General features: G+C 35.3%; 19 protein-coding genes. 12 read left to right on the forward strand and 7 right to left on the reverse strand.

The genetic code is table 11. The features are described 5' to 3' along the window. Positions 1 to 129 precede the first annotated feature (129 nt). Entirely contained in the window at positions 130 to 603 is a 474-nt protein-coding gene (locus tag LC457_RS20480; protein WP_223601498.1) for a lipocalin family protein, read from the reverse strand. 198 nt (positions 604 to 801) lie between these two features. Between LC457_RS20480 and LC457_RS20485 the strand changes: the two genes are divergently transcribed. Genes LC457_RS20485 through LC457_RS20495 form a run of 3 tightly spaced genes read left to right on the forward strand, consistent with a single transcriptional unit; the run spans position 802 to position 3,184 of the window. Further along, positions 802 to 1,779: an acyltransferase gene (locus tag LC457_RS20485; protein ID WP_223601499.1), complete on the forward strand. Its 978-nt coding sequence runs from the start codon at positions 802 to 804 to the stop codon at positions 1,777 to 1,779. 23 nt (positions 1,780 to 1,802) lie between these two features. Next, a complete protein-coding gene (locus LC457_RS20490) occupies positions 1,803 to 2,558 on the forward strand; it encodes a glycosyltransferase (protein ID WP_223601500.1) in 756 nt (251 codons plus the stop codon). Next, positions 2,558 to 3,184 carry a deoxyuridine 5'-triphosphate nucleotidohydrolase gene (locus LC457_RS20495; RefSeq protein WP_223601501.1) on the forward strand — a complete coding sequence of 209 codons (627 nt, stop codon included), beginning with the start codon at positions 2,558 to 2,560 and terminating at the stop codon, positions 3,182 to 3,184. Before LC457_RS20490 ends, LC457_RS20495 begins: the two co-directional genes overlap by 1 nt. Here the strand turns inward: LC457_RS20495 and LC457_RS20500 are convergent. The 5 genes from LC457_RS20500 to LC457_RS20520 form a co-directional block, all read right to left on the reverse strand. Further along, entirely contained in the window at positions 3,176 to 4,414 is a 1,239-nt protein-coding gene (locus tag LC457_RS20500; protein WP_223601502.1) for a 3-deoxy-D-manno-octulosonic acid transferase, read from the reverse strand. The two genes, LC457_RS20495 and LC457_RS20500, sit on opposite strands and share 9 nt — an antisense overlap. A gap of 5 nt (positions 4,415 to 4,419) precedes the next feature. Next, positions 4,420 to 4,764: a cupin domain-containing protein gene (locus tag LC457_RS20505; protein ID WP_223601503.1), complete on the reverse strand. Its 345-nt coding sequence runs from the start codon at positions 4,762 to 4,764 to the stop codon at positions 4,420 to 4,422. Further along, positions 4,761 to 5,228 (reverse strand): DUF1648 domain-containing protein, encoded by a 468-nt coding sequence (locus tag LC457_RS20510; RefSeq protein ID WP_223601504.1) that lies wholly within the window; start codon positions 5,226 to 5,228, stop codon positions 4,761 to 4,763. Before LC457_RS20510 ends, LC457_RS20505 begins: the two co-directional genes overlap by 4 nt. 22 nt (positions 5,229 to 5,250) lie before the next feature. After that, positions 5,251 to 5,967 (reverse strand): C40 family peptidase, encoded by a 717-nt coding sequence (locus LC457_RS20515; protein WP_223601505.1) that lies wholly within the window; start codon positions 5,965 to 5,967, stop codon positions 5,251 to 5,253. Between the two features lie 85 nt (positions 5,968 to 6,052). Beyond that, positions 6,053 to 6,700, reverse strand: a complete 648-nt coding sequence (locus LC457_RS20520; RefSeq protein WP_223601506.1) for an O-methyltransferase — start codon at positions 6,698 to 6,700, stop codon at positions 6,053 to 6,055. Between the two features lie 1,110 nt (positions 6,701 to 7,810). Between LC457_RS20520 and LC457_RS20525 the strand changes: the two genes are divergently transcribed. From LC457_RS20525 to LC457_RS20535, 3 genes are read left to right on the forward strand one after another with little or no spacing between them, the layout of a single operon-like run. Beyond that, positions 7,811 to 8,404 carry a hypothetical protein gene (locus LC457_RS20525; protein ID WP_223601507.1) on the forward strand — a complete coding sequence of 198 codons (594 nt, stop codon included), beginning with the start codon at positions 7,811 to 7,813 and terminating at the stop codon, positions 8,402 to 8,404. A gap of 53 nt (positions 8,405 to 8,457) precedes the next feature. Next, the gene (locus LC457_RS20530) at positions 8,458 to 9,030 is read left to right on the forward strand and encodes a hypothetical protein (protein WP_223601508.1); all 573 of its coding nucleotides are present in this window, start codon (positions 8,458 to 8,460) and stop codon (positions 9,028 to 9,030) included. 4 nt (positions 9,031 to 9,034) lie between these two features. Next, the gene (locus LC457_RS20535) at positions 9,035 to 9,997 is read left to right on the forward strand and encodes an HTTM domain-containing protein (protein ID WP_223601509.1); all 963 of its coding nucleotides are present in this window, start codon (positions 9,035 to 9,037) and stop codon (positions 9,995 to 9,997) included. A gap of 52 nt (positions 9,998 to 10,049) precedes the next feature. Here the strand turns inward: LC457_RS20535 and LC457_RS20540 are convergent, their stop codons facing one another. After that, positions 10,050 to 10,883, reverse strand: coding sequence for an OmpA family protein (locus tag LC457_RS20540; protein WP_047425041.1), 834 nt, complete (start codon positions 10,881 to 10,883; stop codon positions 10,050 to 10,052). Between the two features lie 87 nt (positions 10,884 to 10,970). Here LC457_RS20540 and tilS point away from each other — a divergent pair, with 87 nt between their 5' ends. From tilS to LC457_RS20570, 6 genes are all read left to right on the forward strand, one after another. Then, positions 10,971 to 12,320 carry a tRNA lysidine(34) synthetase TilS gene (gene tilS, locus LC457_RS20545; protein ID WP_223601510.1) on the forward strand — a complete coding sequence of 450 codons (1,350 nt, stop codon included), beginning with the start codon at positions 10,971 to 10,973 and terminating at the stop codon, positions 12,318 to 12,320. Further along, complete coding sequence (locus LC457_RS20550) at positions 12,310 to 14,379, forward strand: thioredoxin family protein (RefSeq protein WP_223601511.1); 2,070 nt, start codon at positions 12,310 to 12,312, stop codon at positions 14,377 to 14,379. Before tilS ends, LC457_RS20550 begins: the two co-directional genes overlap by 11 nt. 134 nt (positions 14,380 to 14,513) lie before the next feature. Then, positions 14,514 to 16,049 carry a T9SS type A sorting domain-containing protein gene (locus LC457_RS20555; RefSeq protein WP_223601512.1) on the forward strand — a complete coding sequence of 512 codons (1,536 nt, stop codon included), beginning with the start codon at positions 14,514 to 14,516 and terminating at the stop codon, positions 16,047 to 16,049. Between the two features lie 138 nt (positions 16,050 to 16,187). Beyond that, complete coding sequence (locus LC457_RS20560; protein ID WP_223601513.1) at positions 16,188 to 16,712, forward strand: biopolymer transporter ExbD; 525 nt, start codon at positions 16,188 to 16,190, stop codon at positions 16,710 to 16,712. A 111-nt stretch (positions 16,713 to 16,823) separates the two neighbouring features. Then, a complete protein-coding gene (locus LC457_RS20565) occupies positions 16,824 to 17,606 on the forward strand; it encodes an alpha/beta fold hydrolase (RefSeq protein WP_223601514.1) in 783 nt (260 codons plus the stop codon). Between the two features lie 72 nt (positions 17,607 to 17,678). After that, positions 17,679 to 18,485, forward strand: coding sequence for a patatin-like phospholipase family protein (locus tag LC457_RS20570; protein ID WP_223601515.1), 807 nt, complete (start codon positions 17,679 to 17,681; stop codon positions 18,483 to 18,485). Positions 18,486 to 18,490 lie beyond the last annotated feature (5 nt).

The raw sequence follows: 18,490 nt of genomic DNA on the forward strand, positions 1-18,490 counted from the left end.
AACAAGATTCACAAAAATAATGATTTTAAAGTAAATGGAAATTTAATTTATGATGAATTGCAATTCTGTCCTCAACAAAAAAATCCCATCCGGAGATGAGATCTGTTTTATATCCTGAAGTATATACTATTATTGAATAACTCTTTTGAAGGTATATGTTCTTGTCTGGAATATAGTAGGATCCTGAGTCTCCTCTCTCACAGCAAGATTGAGCGTTGTATCATCCAAAGTAATGATCTTTGCATTTTGCGGCTCTACGATCCCCTGAATTTTCATTTGAACGTCTTTTCCTTCCTTATTATAAGTATAATTGAATTTTATATCAGAAAGAATAGCACACTGACCAGGTGTAGCGGTATCTCCCCAGTTTGTTTTCCCTCCTTTGGAGTCAGCGCTGAACCACCATCTTGTTTGTTTCTGACAGTCAGTATAAGTAATCGTGTTAGAAACCGGGTCTTCACCCACCTCAACAGTAGTAACTACTTCTTTTAACGGTTGCCAAGTCCCAACTAGAGGAGCTTCCAGAACAGGATCATTATCACTGCTACATCCTGTAGCGGCAAACAGAGACAAACCTGCAAATAGTAATGCTAATTTCTTCATAGATCAATTTTTTCAAGCGCTAAAATTATAATTTTTTTGATTTATATTACTATTTTTTATGAAAAATTATTTCATCGACCTTTATTTATATATATTTTAAAACCCTCAGACCTCATTTTCCCTTTATTTAACAAATAATGAATACAGGCACCCATTCATTTTATTAAAAAAGTTATTTTTGCAAGAAAGAAAATACAAATGCAGGATATTACGAAAAACAATTTTGATTTCATACGTGTTCTCCTTGCCTTTATTGTCTTTCTTGGACATCTTGGCACCCTCAGCGCTTCTCCCGATCTTAAAATTTTTGAGCACAGCCCTATAGAAATTGCTGTTTTCGGTTTCTTTGCAGTGAGCGGATTTCTTATTGCGAGGAGCTATGACAGGTCTTCAAGCCTGAAAAGTTATTTAAAAAAGAGAATCAGAAGAATTGTTCCCGCTTATTTATTGGTTATTTTCTTATGTGCAATTTTATTAAGTTTGGTTAGCACGTATTCTCTCACCGAGTATTTCAGCAATACACAAGTTTATAAATATCTTTTCTGGAATTCATTATTTTTAAATTTTAAAGCACCGTGGCTTCCCGGAGTTTTTGGAAATCAAGCAGTGAATGGTGCCTTATGGACACTGAAAATAGAAATGTGCTATTATTTCTCAGTACCATTGTTGTTTTTGCTTTTTGGAAAGAATAATAAATACAGGAATATAAGCTTGGTTATTTTATACTTCTTATCACTTATTTATCTTAATTATTTTGAATCTTTACATAAAATTTCAGTTGCCAAGCAGCTTCCAGGAACATTATCCTATTTTATCCCCGGAATGCTGATTTACTTTAATTTTGATAAATTCATCAAATATAAAAATATGCTCTTCATCATTGCGCTCGCTACGGTGTGGATTGATTTATATTTAAATATTCAACTTTTTTCCCCAATGATGATTGGTGTTATCGTAATGTATATTGCCTATTCATTCAAATTCTTAAACAATTTCGGAAAATATGGTGATTTCACCTACGGAATCTATATTTTCCACTTCCCTATTATCAGAACTTTCCAGACTTTAGGGCTGTTTGAAGATTACAATCCATTTGTAATGGCTTTGGTATGTATGTTGGTGGTTATTGCGGTAGGGGTAAGCTCCTGGCATTTTTATGAAAAAAGATTTTTATAATTTTACAGTCTCAAAAAGCATAAATGAAAGATCTTGTCTCCATTATCACTCCCTGTTATAATTCTGCTGAATTTATCGAGGAAACCATACAGTCTGTTCTTAACCAAACCTATGAAAACTGGGAATGGCTGATCACTGATGACCTTTCCAAAGATAATACTGTTGAGATCATCAGAAAATATAATGATCCCAGAATAAAACTGCAGGTACTTGAAAAAAACGGTGGGGCAGGAAATGCCAGAAATAACAGTCTGGAAAGAGCACAGGGAAGATATATCGCTTTTCTGGATTCTGATGATTATTGGTATCCCGAATATCTGGAAACAATGACAGATTACATGCAGGAACATAATGCAGAACTGGTTTACTGCAATTATTCAAGATGTGATGAACAGCTTCAGCCTATTCTGAAAGATTTTCTGGCTGACAAAGTCGTTACTTTCTCCAATCTGCTGAAGACATGCCGCCTGGCACCGGTTTCCACAATGTATGACACCAAAAGGGTTGGAAAGTTTTTGTTTCCTGTAAAAAGCAAGCGTGAAGATCATGTGATGTGGCTTAATCTTTTAAAAGTAATTCCTGAAGGGATTCCTGTAAAAAAAACACTGGCAAAATACAGAATGCGCGAAAACAGTGTTTCCAGAAAGAAAAAAAACATCATCAAAGATCAATATCTTGTTTATAAAGATTTCATGGGCTTTTCAACATTAAAATCATTGTACTATACGGCAAACTGGGCACTGAACGGATTCATGAAGTATTCGAAAATTTTCAATTAATGGAGTATTCAAAAGAGTTCAAAGCCGCTCTGAGCGCTTTTTCCAGTACCGAGAAAGACAAACTTATTTTCAGACTTCTGAGAAAGGATAAATTATTGTCTAAAAAGCTGTATTTTGAGCTTATTGATCCGGAAACTACAGATGACAAGAGAAATGCAATGGAGGAAATTGTAACTGAAAAGATTCTTCTAGCCTCAAAATATACCGGAAATGCTCCTTATTTTCTGACTATTATCCGAAAGATAAGTGCAGAAATCACTGAACACATCAAAATTACCACCGATAAATTCGGGGAAGTTTCACTGAATCTTCTTCTTATCAATAAAATTCTGGAAAACAACAGTGACCTCAGCAGACAGAGGTTTGACAATGTTTATAAACTTTATATTTATATCATCAACAAAGTATTCAAGTCTTTGACTCTTATTAAAAAACTGGATGAGGATTACTGGATGGAAATTGATGAATATTTGCGTGACACTCAAGAGAAAATATTAGAGAACCATTATCTTCAAAAACTCTGTATTAACAATGGTCTTGACTTCAATTGGTTTGAATGTGAAAAAATACCAGAAAATATTGATCAAATCATGAAGGAAATAAAAAGTCAGGGATTTTTAAGATAAAATTTTCTGCAGAATCATTTGGGTAGAATTAGGTTTTCCGTCTACGAATTTTCCTGCATTCTGAGACATTTCTGTTAGCTCTTCCTGATTATCTTCATTCATAAGAAATAAAACAAATTCTGCTGCTGTATATTCGTCTGGAAATGATTTTCCGCCATTCGCAGCGATCAGATCATCGGCTTCCGGATTCTTTTTATAATGATTTCCAAAAACCACAGGAACACCAAAAGTTGCCGCTTCCAGAATATTATGAAGTCCGGCATCATGAAATCCTCCTCCTACAACAGCTGCATCTGCATAAGAATATAGTTTTGATAATAAACCGATACTGTCTATAATCAGAATTTGAGCATTGTTGGTTAATGGCTGAGCATTTTGTATCTCACTGTATAATAATACATTCGGAAATATACTTTTCAAATGCTCTACTCTTTTCAGATCATGTGGGGCGATAATAAGTTTCACCTTATTATTTTTACGGGAAACTATTTCTGCTATTTTTTCTTCGGCCTGCCATGAACTCCCAAAAACCACAGCTTTATTTTCTCCTATAAAATCCGCTATAAAATCAACGTGATTGTTTCGATCACGAAGTTGCTTTACTCTGTCAAACCTTGTATCTCCCGTTACGGAAGACTTCATCAACCCCACGCTTTTAGCCAGGGCTAAGGAAAACTGAGTCTGATGAAAAAACCAATCTACATCTTTCTGAAGCTGCTTTACAAACCATTTACCATAGGAAGTAAAGAAGGATTGTCTTTCATAGAACAGAGCTGAAATAACGTAGATTTTTGTCCCTTTACTTTTCAGTTCAGCTAGCAGATTATACCAGTAATCATATTTAACCGTAAAAAATAGTTCAGTATTAAACTGTGATATAAATTCTTTCACAGTGCTTTTTTTATCGAATGGCAAATAACAAATGACGTCTGCGATATGTTTCTTTTTAACGACATTCTCATACCCTGATGGAGAAAAAAATGTCACCAGAACTTTATAATGGGGAAAATTCTCCTTAAGCTTTTCCAAAACAGGCAGTCCCTGCTCATATTCTCCCAAACTGGCAGCATGCATCCAGATTACTTTATCTGTTTTTGTAAATGCAGATTTTACTTTATCTAGCGACTGCTTTCTTCCTTCAACGCCTTTTTTAGTTTTGCTGTCAATTAATGCAAAAACCTTCATTCCGAAAGTAAGGAGACTGATAAATATATTGTATAGAAAAGCCATGTTTATTATTCTTTTATTTCAATTCTATCATGATCCGCAGGTGGATTGGATATGACTAAAAATTCGATTTCTTCGGTGGATTCATTGGAGATAAAATGTTTTGATTCCGGTGCAACAGAAATAGATTCTCCTTGTTTAACCGGGTATTTCTCTTCATTAATATAGAATACAGCCTCTCCTTTCAGAATATAAAAAAACTGTTCTGACACTTTATGATAGTGTGGTTTTTCTGACGTTCCTGCAGGCATCTTTTCCTGCTTCACAGATAAGCTTTGCGTATTTTTCAGGATCCAGCTGTCACAATGGTTTCCCCAGGTATAGTGTTCTGAATTATCTTTAGAATATATCATTTGAATAGATGGGCAATAAAAAGCAGTGTTGGAGTAAATAACACGACTGATATAAAAATAGTGGCAAATGAAATTCTGGGTTTAGCTTTATCATCAACAGCATATCTGAACATATAGTCCTGAATATTTGTAAAAATGACTGCCAGAACCACAAAAAGAATTCTCAATCCAATTTTCATAATTAAAAACTGAGCATTCATATTCTGATCTGTAATTTCTACAGGGAAATTAGTATCTTCAGGATGTTTTAATCCATACACGAACACAGCATATAGTCCAAGAGCTAATACAGGCATCAGAAATGCATATATTTTCCCACCAAATCCATCAGCTTTTCCTTCCATATCAAAATGTACCGGAATTCTCTCCGGCAATGCGATATAGTTTTTCAGGGTAAACCACCACAAGAAAGCGACCCATCCAAAATTAAAAATATCAAAAATTGTAAAAAGAATATTTTCCATTTCAGATGAGATTGAATGAGAATTAAATTACACTTTTCAACACTCTCAGTTTGTGAGTATGTTTGTTCATTTCTTTGTTGAAAATCCCTGTAGAATCCAACGTGTCAATTCTTACTTTTCCGGAAGCGTGAATGATCTTTTGATTATCCAGCATAATCCCTACGTGAATAATTTTTCCTTCTGCATTTTCAAAGAAAGCAAGATCTCCTGGCTGTGCTTCTTCTACAAAGGTAAGTGGTTCTCCTACCTCAGCCTGTTGTGAAGCATCTCTTGGAATTTTAATATTGTGAATTTTATAGACCAATTGAGTAAATCCTGAGCAGTCTACTGCAAAAAAACTTTTGCCACCCCATAAATAAGGTACATTAAGGAATTCTTTTGCCGCCATAGCAATACTTTCACGCACATCATGACTTCTCCTTGAAGCAACCACCGGAAACTCCACTTCTGACCCCATAGACAATAGTGTCTTCCCGTCATTCATCAATACAGAGGAAAAATCTTCAGTAACCACAGTCACTTTTCTTGCTGCCAGTTCTTCATCTGTTACCGGTTTCAACTGTTTGGTATCCATCCATCCTTCATAGCCGTCATAGTGCATTTTTATTTTGGTCCAGTTTTTATCTACTTCCAAAATATCTGCACTTTCTCCAAACAATATTTCCGTAACAATTTCAGCTCTGTCAGAATTCTCTGCACGAACCGGCGCTACTGTAACAATACAAATTCCTTTATTCATTAACTCTCAGTTTAAAGATTGAATAATTTAAAGATTAAAAATACGATATGTACCTCTTTAAATGTTTAATCCTTGAATGTTTTAATTACTTTCTGCGAAGAAAGTTGACTCCATCACGCAAAGGTAAAATAAGATTTTCAAAATCTTCGTCTTTTGCCGCCAAATCATTCAATTCCTGGATAGACTGGGTAGATTTCAGCTTTGGATTTTCTTCAAGTACTTTTCCATACCACAAAACATTATCAAACAGGACTACCGTTCCGGACTTAGTGTGAGGTTTTATCAGTCTAAAATATTCCGCATAATTTTCCTTATCAGCATCCACAAAAATCAGATCAAAAAACTCGTCTGTTTCTTTTAAAAATTCTTTAGCATCCTGAAGTTTAAAATCAATCTGACTGGCATATTCACTGGACTCAAAATATTTTTTCGGCAGATAAGCAAGATCTTCGTTCACATCCAGCGTAGTAATTTTCCCGCCTTTCGCTAGTCCTGATGCAAGACATAGTGTAGCATATCCTGTGAAGGTTCCTATTTCCAAAATACTTTTTGGCTGCAGCATCTGGGAAATAATAGTCAATAACCTTCCCTGCTGATATCCGGAAATCATATGAGGCTGTGTCGTCTTCTGGTAAGTCTCTCTTCTCAGTTTTTTCAGCATTTCGGATTCTGAAGAAGCGTGTGCTTCCAAATATCTGTCCATTTCAGGATTCTTTTCTTCAAAAAAACTCATACCATTTTAATTTAAAACAAATTTAAGGATTTTAAAGCTAGTTTTTAAATTCAACAATAAGATACAAAAAAAGAGAGAAATTAATCCCTCTCTTTTTCTTAGCCAGATCTAAATTTTATATAAAAATCATTATACGGCTATACAATATTGTCTTATACCAGCACAAACCCATCCCGGGCAGCACTCTGTTTGTGGGCTAGTACAAAATATCTGTGGGTTACACCCTCTGATAGCACCTTGTACAGTTTTCATTTCCACTCTTGAAAGTTTTTTTGAATTTTTCATAATTATTTTGTTTAGTATTAATTTCCTACTCTTTAGATTTTCGGATACCTCTTTAATTATTTCCTTTAATAGAGATTTAAATATACATATTCTTTTATTAATCAACTAATTAAATGCATAAAAATCTACATATCAGTGAAAACCCCATATAAAATACCGTGAAAACACGGATGGTATTTTTGTGGTATTAGTTATAAGTTTGCAATGAGAATAAGGGGTAAAAACACTAAGAGAAACAAGATGATTGCAGGAGAGACACAAACTAACCATGAGAATCACAAAAAAGTTATGCTGAAAGGCACAACTGATTCTTCTGCAGCAAAAACTAAGAAAGAAATATCCACTTCATTTTTGCTACGAATTATTTCGCTCCTGAAAAAGGAAGAATTAATTTGATTAAAAATAAATCCCGGCCACCTTCGGGATTTGTTTTTTTTAAAGTCATCCTATTTCTATTTAAGCCACTTCAGTTATTCTATCTGATCTTCTGATCAAAACCTAATTCCATTCCGAAATTACGTTTTCCCAAACTTCAACTCAAAAAAACTTTTCTGAGTTCATCCAAAAAAATATTTCTTCCAAGCATCAACAAAAACAGTCTGAATTAGCCTTGGACAGCCCGTTCTTTCGGGATTCTCATTCTTTACATTCTTTACATTTCAATCTTAACAGGGTAAAGTCCTTGTAAAAAAACAGGATAAACACTTATTCTTAAGCACTCACATAATTCTACATTTGATCTAAGTTTCTCGACCATGAAACACTCATACCAAGGAGGTATCCGAAAATCCTAAAAACAGAGTAGGGATATTTTAAAACAACCACATGAAAACAAAGACTTTATTTTTAATTGGAGCAATAGTGGGAATTGTGATGATATTTTCCCAGCTAAAGCCTCAGGAAATGTCTTTTTATAAAGAAAAAGGCAATTACATTGTAGACAACAATTACATCCTTAAAGATGTCAAAAAAATTTCTGATGAAGACATAAAGAGTTTACTAAGACTACAAAAACTCCATCAGAACAGTTTGGGTACCAATTTTATTATTTACAAAATCAACAGACAGTATATCATCCGCGGATGTTTAATGAAAGCGAATATTGACTGGAAAAAATATGGAGATCTGAGAGCTAAGGTAGATGGCATCCTGAAAAAATACGGAGCCAAAGAACTTGGAACAGATTATTATGCCATTCAAAATAATCAGGTGGCCACTAATGTGGCATTGTTGACTCAGAAAGATATTGCATCTTTAGGTAAACTTACCATAAGAGGAGCTGAAGAATACACGATCTGTCCGCCAACTATGGGAAGAAAGAATCTTACCAATGTGATTATAAAATCTTACAAAGTCAATACAGCTATTGATCCAAGAATCAATGTTAAGCTTAATAATGTATTGGTTAACTACAAATAACCGTTAAAGGCTGTTTTTGTTCTGAAGGCAGCCTTTTTTTTAAATCTTTTGTCATGAAAAAAAAGCTTCAGTTATCGGGAATTTTTATTGTTCTTTTGATCGTATTTACAATAGGCATGAAGGGAACATTTGATGGCTACTACGGTTTTTATTATGAAAACAAGAATTATGATAAACCTCTGGCGTATGTGATATCAGAGAATATTGCCCAATCAAAACCTATCAATATGCTTACTTCTTATACCGGTTTTGATACAGGATATGGTTTTTATGCACCGAATGTTGCCAGTGACTTTGTGATGAGCTTTGAAATGAAAGATAAAAATGGAAATATCTTAGAACAAAAGAATATGCCTTATTTCAAAAGTAAGGAAAGCAGAGTGAGATATACTACCGTCTTCAATATGTTTCTGGATAAAATTTCCGACAAGAACACTTATGACCGCAAATATTATCAGTATCTGGACATTATTATCAAACAGATTGCAACACATGTGATGAAAGAAAATCCAAAAGCATCAAGTGTTACGACAAAACTTTATCTGTACGACTACCCCACCATTGCAGATTTCAAACAGGGAAGAACGAATGAAAATCTTATTCTTATTGATGAATTCAAACATTAAAGTGATGAAAAAGCTAGATGTACTTTATACCAAAATTGAAAACTTCTTTTTCAAACAGGATAATCAAACGGAATTCTTAAGCTTCTTCCGCGTTGCTATAGGAAGTGTTATCCTTCTACAATTTATCGCAGTGATACCGGATTTTGACAAATTATTTTCAAGCAGCAGTATCATTCCACAGGATATTATGAGTGTTTTCACGCCCGACTGGCTGATTACTTTCTCAAAAATCGTCACCTTTTTACAGGGTTTCGGTATTGAAGAAAGCACAACAATTATAATGACCAAAATATCATTTATTACGTTGTGTATTTTGATTATTACCGGATTTTATTCCAGAGTTTCTGCACTTCTTTTACTTATACTGCAGATTGCATTACTCAAGGGTAGTTCTTTCTTTGCGTATGGTGCAGACTTTTTCACAAGCATGTCTTTATTTTATCTGATCCTATTCCCTTCAGATCAATATTTTTCACTCAGGAATTTTATTTTCAACAGAAAACCACGGGAAATAAATATCACACCTGCCAAAAGGTTATTTCAGATTCACATTTCTATTGCTTATTTCTTTTCCGGACTGGATAAAGCTTTAGGTTTCAACTGGTGGAACGGCGAATCCATCTGGAAAGCCATTCATCTACCCTATTCCAACAGAGATCTGAATTTTGATTTCAGTTGGCTTATAGAACATTCTTATGTCTTAAGCTTTATTGGGTGGAGTACGATTATCATTGAGATGTGCTATCCGTTTTTCATCTGGTACAAACCGACTCAGAAGACATGGCTGTTTCTAACTGTTTCTATGCATCTGGGAATTGCACTCGTTCTCAATTTATATTACTTTTCAGCCATTATGATCGTATGGAATATCACCAATTTTTATTTTGAGCAAACCGCTAAAAAAGCAGTTCCTTCATCAAAGAAGAAAATATCAACTCAATATATTCCAAAACAGATTAACTCATAAAAAAATAAATCCCGAATTGCTTCGGGATTTACTATTATGTATGGTTGAGTGATTATTTCTTAGGAGCGATATCCATCAGTTTCATAAACTCATCCAGCTTAGGCATAATGATGATTTCCGTTCTTCTGTTTTCACCTCTGCCTGAAACACTCATGTTTGTCGCTTTAGGGTTATACTCAGAACGACCTCCAGCTGTAATTCTTGCAGGATCTACTCCAAACTGAGTCTGAAGAACTTTAGCTACAGAAGTACCTCTTAATGCAGAAAGATCCCAGTTGTCTCTTGGAAGATTTGGAGAATTCAACGGAGCGTTATCCGTATTACCTTCAATCAATACTGAATATTTATCATAATCATTGATTACTTTAGCCACTTTTCCCAACACTTCCTGAGCAGCAGGCAAAATATTGTAATCTCCTGTTTTATACAACATATTGTCTGAAAGAGAGATCATTACAACTCCTTTCAATACCTTCACCTGTACATCCTGATCTGATACATTATCCAATGATCTTTTCAGCTTGTTAGATAATGCCAGATTCAAGCTGTCATTCTTAGCATTATTAGAGATCAATTGTTTGATATAAGAATTGGAAGCATTGATTTCTCCTACCAATTTATCAATGTTAGCAGAGCTTTTCCCAGTGTTGGAAAGACATGCATCAAGTGATGATTTTAAAGCATCATGCTGGCTTTTCAGCAAGTTGTTTTCACCGGACAATGCAGAGTTCTGAGACTTCAAATCCTGGATTTCTCTCTGTCTTTCTCCGATATTTTCAATACACTGCTTATAGTTTGTGCTCAAAGCATCATATTGCTTCTTGCTGACACAAGATGTCATTCCCAGCGCCATTGCAGAAACTGCTACAATTTTTAAAATCTTCATAAATAATCATTTTTAGACTACTCAAAGTTAGGAAAATTCAATTGAATTATATCGGTTATCTTTGCATAAAAGAAATTCTCAACATCTATGTTGGAAAAATCAAGCTTTATCAGTCAATTAAAAAATCTTGTTCACGAACCGGAAAATCATACGTATCTTCTGGCAGTAAGCGGAGGTGCAGACTCTATGGTTCTTGCCTCTTTGTTCAAGGATTTAGGGAACAAAATCAAAGGCTCAGAATTCAAATTTCAGGTTGCCCATATCAATTATAAACTCCGTGGTAATGATTCGGATCTGGATCAGAAAACGGTGCAGGATTTTTGTGAGAAAAATCATATAAAATTTCATTTGTATGAAGTTTCGGAAAAAGATCGAAAGCCTGACAATTCTATTCAGCTTTGGGCGAGGGAACTCCGATATGCTTTTTTTAAAGAAATTCAGGAAAAGGAAAACCTGGAATTTATGGTTACTGCTCATCATCTGAATGACCAGCTGGAAACTTTTATCATCAATCTTTCCAAAGCTGCGGGCATCAACGGACTAAGTGGAATTCCATCCAATGATAATTATATTCTCAGACCGCTTTTAAATTTTTCGAAAAAAGAAATTTATCAGTTTGCGAAGGAGAACACGATTGAGTTCAGGGAGGATCTGTCGAATAAAAAAAATGATTATCTGAGGAATAAGATTAGAAATGAGATTGTTCCGATGCTGATGGAAACCAACGATCATTTTCTGGAAAACTTCAAAAAAAGTTCTTTGTATCTGAATCAAACCAAAGATTTTGTTCAGAAACAGATTCAGGAGATAGAAAATCGTATTACAATATTTAACCAAAACAATAAAATCTTATCAAAGGAAAAGCTGGATCAGGAAAGCGATTTCGTAAAATTTGAAATTTTAAAAAAATACGGATTCAACCAGGAGGAAGAAATCCCCAAAATTTTTAAAGCCGAAAACAACAGTTCATTTTTTTCAAAAGAATATCAGTTGATTGTCAACCGTGATGAGCTGATTTTTATTGACAAAAGCAACGAAAAAGAAATTGAAGAAGAAATTGTACTGATCAATCATTTTGATTTTTCCGAAAACCAAATCAACATCAACCTCGTAGATTATATTGAAAGCATTGATGGAATCAATAAGGGGTTTGAATGGGATTTTGATGCTGACAAACTTCATTTCCCACTACGTTTGAGAAAACAAAAAGAGGGTGACGAGTTGTATCCATCCGGTTTTTCCGGGAAAAAGAAAGTTTCTAAGTTTTTTAGGGACGAAAAATTATCTATTTTAGCGAGGCAAAAAATCTGGATACTGACGGACAGTAATGATTCTGTACTTGGGATTATCCCTTTCAGACAGGATAGAAGATATGCAAAGAATGAGAAGACAAAATGGAGTCTCAAAATTTTTAATGAAATGAACAATGAAATTTAGAAATTGGTTTTTATTAATTCTACTATTTTTAGCGACAGGGATTAATGCGCAGATAAAAAATCCCGTAAAGTTTAAATTCACCATCAATGACCTGGGAAACAATCAGTACGAAGCGGTATTGAATGCTACTATGGAAAGCGGATGGCATATTTACTCAAAAGATTTACCGGAAGACACCGGAATTCCTACTGAATATAAGGTTACAGGAAAGAATATTGAACTTATCGGGAAATTTACCGAAGTTGGTAAAAAGCATGAAGAGTTTTCTGAAGCTTTTGGTGGAACAATTGTTTTTTACTCCAATTCAGCAGGATTTAAGCAGAAATTTAAATTAAAAGATCCTGCAAAACCTGCGGATGTCACTTCTGAAATTACGTATCAGACCTGTGATGACAGGGTTTGTCTGGCTCCCAATACATTAGAATTCAACCAAAAAGTTACCCCAAAAGGAGCAACGGAAGAAGTTGCAACTGAGGAAACCACAGGCCCTGTAAAAGATTCAGTGAAAATAACGGAGACTGTTACCGAAAACCCTGCAAAAATAGAAGCTACAGTCACAGAAACGTCAAAACTGGATCCTAAGCAGCTGAAAATTGCAACGATAGATTTCAAAAAACCATTGACAGATTGCGGTACAGCATCTACTAAAGTGGATGAAAATTACTGGACCTATTTATTCCTAGGGTTTATTGGCGGTCTGATCGCTTTGCTTACACCTTGTGTTTTCCCAATGATTCCACTGACTGTTTCATTCTTTACAAAAGGAAGTAAAAACAAGGCGAAAGGAAAAAGAGATGCTCTTATTTATGGGTTTTTCATCCTTCTTATTTTCGTGTTATTAAGTATTCCTTTTCATGTTATTGACGGAATTGCAGGGAATATCTTTAACGAGATTTCTACAAGTGTATGGCTGAACATCGCTTTCTTCATCATATTTATCTTCTTTGCCGGAAGTTTCTTTGGGTATTATGATATCACGTTACCAAGTTCAATCGCTAATAAATCTTCTAAAGCGGAAGAAGCTGGAGGACTTATCGGTATTTTCTTCATGGCATTGACATTGGTTATTGTTTCTTTCTCTTGTACAGGACCTATTTTAGGAAGTTTACTGGGAAGTGCAGTAACCGGTTCTACCAATGTTCCGATGTTATTGACATTCGCATTGGCAGGTTTTGGTCTTGCATGGGCAATCGTTTTCGGATTATTGGCTCTATTCCCGCAAGCATTACAAAGTCTTCCGAAATCCGGAGGATGGATGAATACGGTAAAAGTAGTTTTAGGTTTCGTAGAATTGGCTTTAGCCTTGAAATTCTTATCTAAAGCAGATCTTGTTTCTAAGACATTCTTCTTAAAAAGAGAACTTTTCATCGCCATCTGGATCATCGTTGCATTAGGATTAGCATTATACTTATTAGGATTCATCAGATTCCCGCATGATGATAAAAAACCTAAAATATCCATTACAAGAAAGATATTAGGCGTATTAGGAATTGGTTTTGTAATCTACCTAATTCAAGGTTTAATACCATCTGACCGTCCTAAGCTTCAGTTATTAAGTGGAATTTTACCTCCGCTGAACGTAAGCTACTTCCATGATGAGAAAGACGGAATTTTGGGAATGCATCCGGAACACGACTTCTTTAAAGCAATAGAACTTGCTAAAAAAGAGGATAAACCAATCCTTATTGACTTCACCGGATACGGTTGTGAAAACTGTAGAAAAATGGAGGAGTTTGTATGGAGCGAACCGGATATTTTACCTATCCTTCAGAATGATGTAGTATTAGCATCTTTGTATGTGGACGACAAAGAAGAGCTTCCAGAGGATCAAAAAACTAAAATTGACCTTGGTGAAGGACAGATCAAAAAGGTAAAAACAATTGGTGACAGATGGAGCTTATTCCAGCAGGTTAACTTTAACAATAACTCACAGCCTCACTACGTTTTGATAACTCCGGATGGAAAAGTAATCAACACGCCCGTTTCAGGATATATGCCCAAAGAGGATTTCAAGAAATTCTTAGAATGCGGGGTTAATTACTATAAAAAGAGTAAATAAACCATTTACATATTATTTTAAAAACTCACACTTTATCGTGTGAGTTTTTTTATTTTGAATTAAATAAACCATAAAACACCAAACGTAGTGTAAAATTAATTATATTTGAATAACTATCACCAATTCAAATACATATGAGATATTATACATTTACTTTTTTATTTCTTACCTGTTCATTACTCACAGCTCAGACTGCTCCATCCATAGAGTGGCAAAAGGCATTGGGAGGAACCCAAAGCGACACTGCCTATTCTACCCAGCAAACTTCTGATGGGGGTTACATCATGGCTGGAGCTTCATCATCCAACGACGGAGATGTAAACGGAAATCATGGCGAAGGAGATGGATGGGTGGTAAAAATGAATGGCAATGGAAATATAGAATGGCAAAAAGCACTGGGAGGAAGTAATAATGATATAATCCAGTCTATCCGTCAGACTACAGATGGAGGATACATTGCCGCCGGATCTTCCAAGTCCAGTGACGGAGATACTACAGTAAACCATGGAAATTTTGATTTCTGGGTGATAAAACTTGATAGCTCCGGAAATATACAATGGCAGAAATCTTTAGGAGGAAGCGGTTCTGATGAAGCGCAATCTGTTCAGCAGACTAGTGAAGGAGGATATATTGTAGCCGGAATCTCCAGTTCTAACGATGGGGATGTGAGTGGAAATCAGGGAGCACAGGATTATTGGATCGTAAAACTGGATAACACCGGGAATATACAATGGCAGAAGTCATTGGGAGGAAGTGACAGCGATCAGGCGCTTTCTGTTCAGCAAACTTTTGACGGCGGATATATTATTGCAGGAAATACAGTTTCTACAGACGGACATATTACCATAAGCTATGGAAACTACGATTATTGGGTTGTAAAACTTGATTACTCCGGAAATATGCAATGGCAAAAAACACTGGGTAATTTTGGTGACAATATGGGATATTCTGCACAACAGACTTTCGATGGCGGTTATATTGTGGTGGGTACTTCTTATGATCCTTCTAATATTGAAAATGGTCTTCCTGATTATTGGGTTGTTAAATTAAATAATAGCGGAGTCATCCAGTGGGATAAATATCTGGGCGGAAGTGCTCACGATAACGCCATCACAATACGGCAAACTCCTGAATGGGATTATATCGTTGGTGGCTGGACCTTTTCCAACAACGGACAGGTAACCGGAAATCATGGTTATCTGGATTACTGGATTGTAAAACTGAACAGTAATGGAAACCTGAAATGGGAAAAGACCTTGGGAGGACCAAATGTTGAATACTTTAGCTCTATTGAACCAACCAGTGATAATGGTTATATTGTTTCAGGAAATACGCTTTCTACAAGTGGAGATGTAACGGGAAATCATGGTAGTATTGATGCCTGGATTGTAAAACTAAGCCCAGAACAATTAGGAATCTCAGAAAACCAACCTATAAATAAACCTAATCTCTACCCTAATCCGGCAAAAGATTTCTTTTATGCAGATCATCTTCCAAAAGAAACTATTATCAGCATCACCGATATGTCAGGAAGAAAACTCTTCTCTCAAAAATATAACGAAGAAAAAATTAAGATCAGTACATCAGCATTCACTGAAGGAATTTATATTGTACAGATAAAAAACAAAGAAGAAATTATTGTTTCAAAGAAAATAACAATCAACCGATAAAACTTCTTGAAAATATTACAAAATCAATTCACAAACAATCAATAGATTCATGAATTTATAAAGTTTTTAATAATCGAGGCATATGTTTTGTATGAATTTTACAAAAAAAATACCGTTTAACATTTAAAAACTTTAATCATGGCAGAAGTAATTGCACAAGAAAAACAGGGCAGCAAGCAAAAGAAAAAAATGATCAGAGTAGATATGACTCCTATGGTAGATCTGGGATTTTTACTCATCACATTCTTTATGTTCACCACCAATTTTACAAAACCTAATGTAATGGATTTAGGGCTACCCGCAAAAGATCCAAACCCTCATCCTATAGATAATCCTGTAATTGGAGATAAAAACCAGATTACATTTATCCTCGGAAAGGACAACCGCGTATTTTATCATCAAAGCAATGCTACAGATCTGAATTCCGCTAATCTTAAAGAAACCGATTTCAGTGGAATAAAAATTTCAAAAATCATTGCAGAAGCTTATAAAAATGCTCCGGCACCTAACAAATTCACAGTGATTGTAAAACCAACGGATGACGCAAATTATAAGAATTTTGTGGATATGCTGGACAACCTTGCGATTTCCAAAAAGGAACGATATGGCGTAACAGATATCAAGCCTTGGGAAACAAAGATTTACAAGGAATTAACTCAATAAAACACAAAGGGCATTTTTAAAATGCTCTTTTTTGTTTATTTTTGAAAGAAGAAATGGATCTGCAGCAGATAACCTGCTGTATTATTTTTAACCTTCTATAATTTTGGAATTATGCTGAACTTTGAAAGAACAGGAAACGGAAAAGAAACGTTGGTACTTCTTCACGGATTTATGGAGAATTTATCCATCTGGAGCGATATGGAACACCATCTTTCCAAAGATTTTTCACTGCTTAAAATTGACCTTCCCGGTCATGGACAGTCAGAAATTCTAGCTGAAGTTCATACCATGGAACTGATGGCAGAGGAAGTAAAAAAAGTTTTAGATCAGCAAAATTTAGAAAAAGTACACCTTCTGGGACATTCTATGGGAGGATATACTTCACTTGCCTTTGCTGAAAAATATCCCAATTCTTTAAAAAGTCTCACTTTATTTTTCTCTACTTACTTTCCTGACGACGAAGAGAAAAAACAGCAGCGTATTAAAAGCTATAGAATCATAAAAGATGCATTTGCTCATTATGCGAGAGCCGGAGTTCCTAATTTATTCAATCCGAACGAAAGAGATATTCTGGAAGGAAAAATAGAAACCGCTCTTGAAACTGCACTATCTACCAACAATCTGGGAGCACTTGCCTGTGTGAAAGGCATGGTAGAAAGAACCGACAAAAAACATATCCTGGAAAATCTGGAGGCTAAAATTTTAGTATTGGCAGGGAAGCACGATAATGCTGTAAAAACAGATGTGATGATCAAACACCTTCCGGACAGAACCAATATTAAATCTTATATTCTGGACTGCGGGCACAACGGACATTGGGAAAAACCAGGCATCTGTGCAGAAATTATCAATACGGAACTTCTTCACAACCTTCCTAAAAAACTGGTTTTATAAAATAGATTACCTCACAAATTAAAACCACCCTTAATGAAAAATCCTGTATATTAGTAGAGGATAATTTTGGTAATGGCTTTATTTTCATTCAAAAAAAAGAAACCACCGGCACCACCGGTTATCGGGCTTACACTTTCAGGCGGAGGAATGCGTGGAATTGCGCATATTGCTGTATTGAAAGCGCTGGAAGAATATAATCTGAAACCGCACATTATCTCCGGAACCAGTGCAGGTTCTATCATTGGTGCTTTTTATTCTTTTGGAAAAACACCGGATGAAATGATGGAAATTGTAAGACAGACCTCTTTCTTTTCCCGATCAGCTTTAAAATTATCAAAAAACGGAATTTTCAGCTCCAATTTCATTTTAAAACTGCTTAAAGACTATTTACCGGAGGACAATTTTAATATTTTGGAAATCCCTGTATATGTTGCTGCAACAGAGATGACTCATGGTATTGTCGACTTCTTTTCTGAAGGAGAACTTTTCGGACCGTTGCTGGCCTCTTCCAGCGTTCCTTTTATTCTTCCTCCGGTAAGGATAGGGGAAAAAATCTATGTGGATGGTGGCGTTCTCGACAATCTTCCCATTGAACCTATCATGGATAAATGCAATTTTCTGATTGCCTCCCATGTGAACTCCATCAGCTACGATCAATTAAACAAAATGAGTCTGATGAAAGAATTCGACAGGATCCTTCACTTAGCCATCGCAAAATCGGTGTATTCTAAAGCAAAATACTGCAATATTTTTTTAGATCCGCCTAAGATGACGAAATACAGTCTTTTCAACAAACGGTATATGGATGAAATGTTTCAGCAGGTGTATGAATATACCTGTCAGGAACTCGAAGAGAAAGGGTTTCGTAAAAGTGTCTAGAATTT

Origin of the sequence: Chryseobacterium sp. GVT01B, assembly GCF_019970045.1 — a bacterium.
Classification (GTDB): Bacteria; Bacteroidota; Bacteroidia; order Flavobacteriales; family Weeksellaceae; genus Chryseobacterium.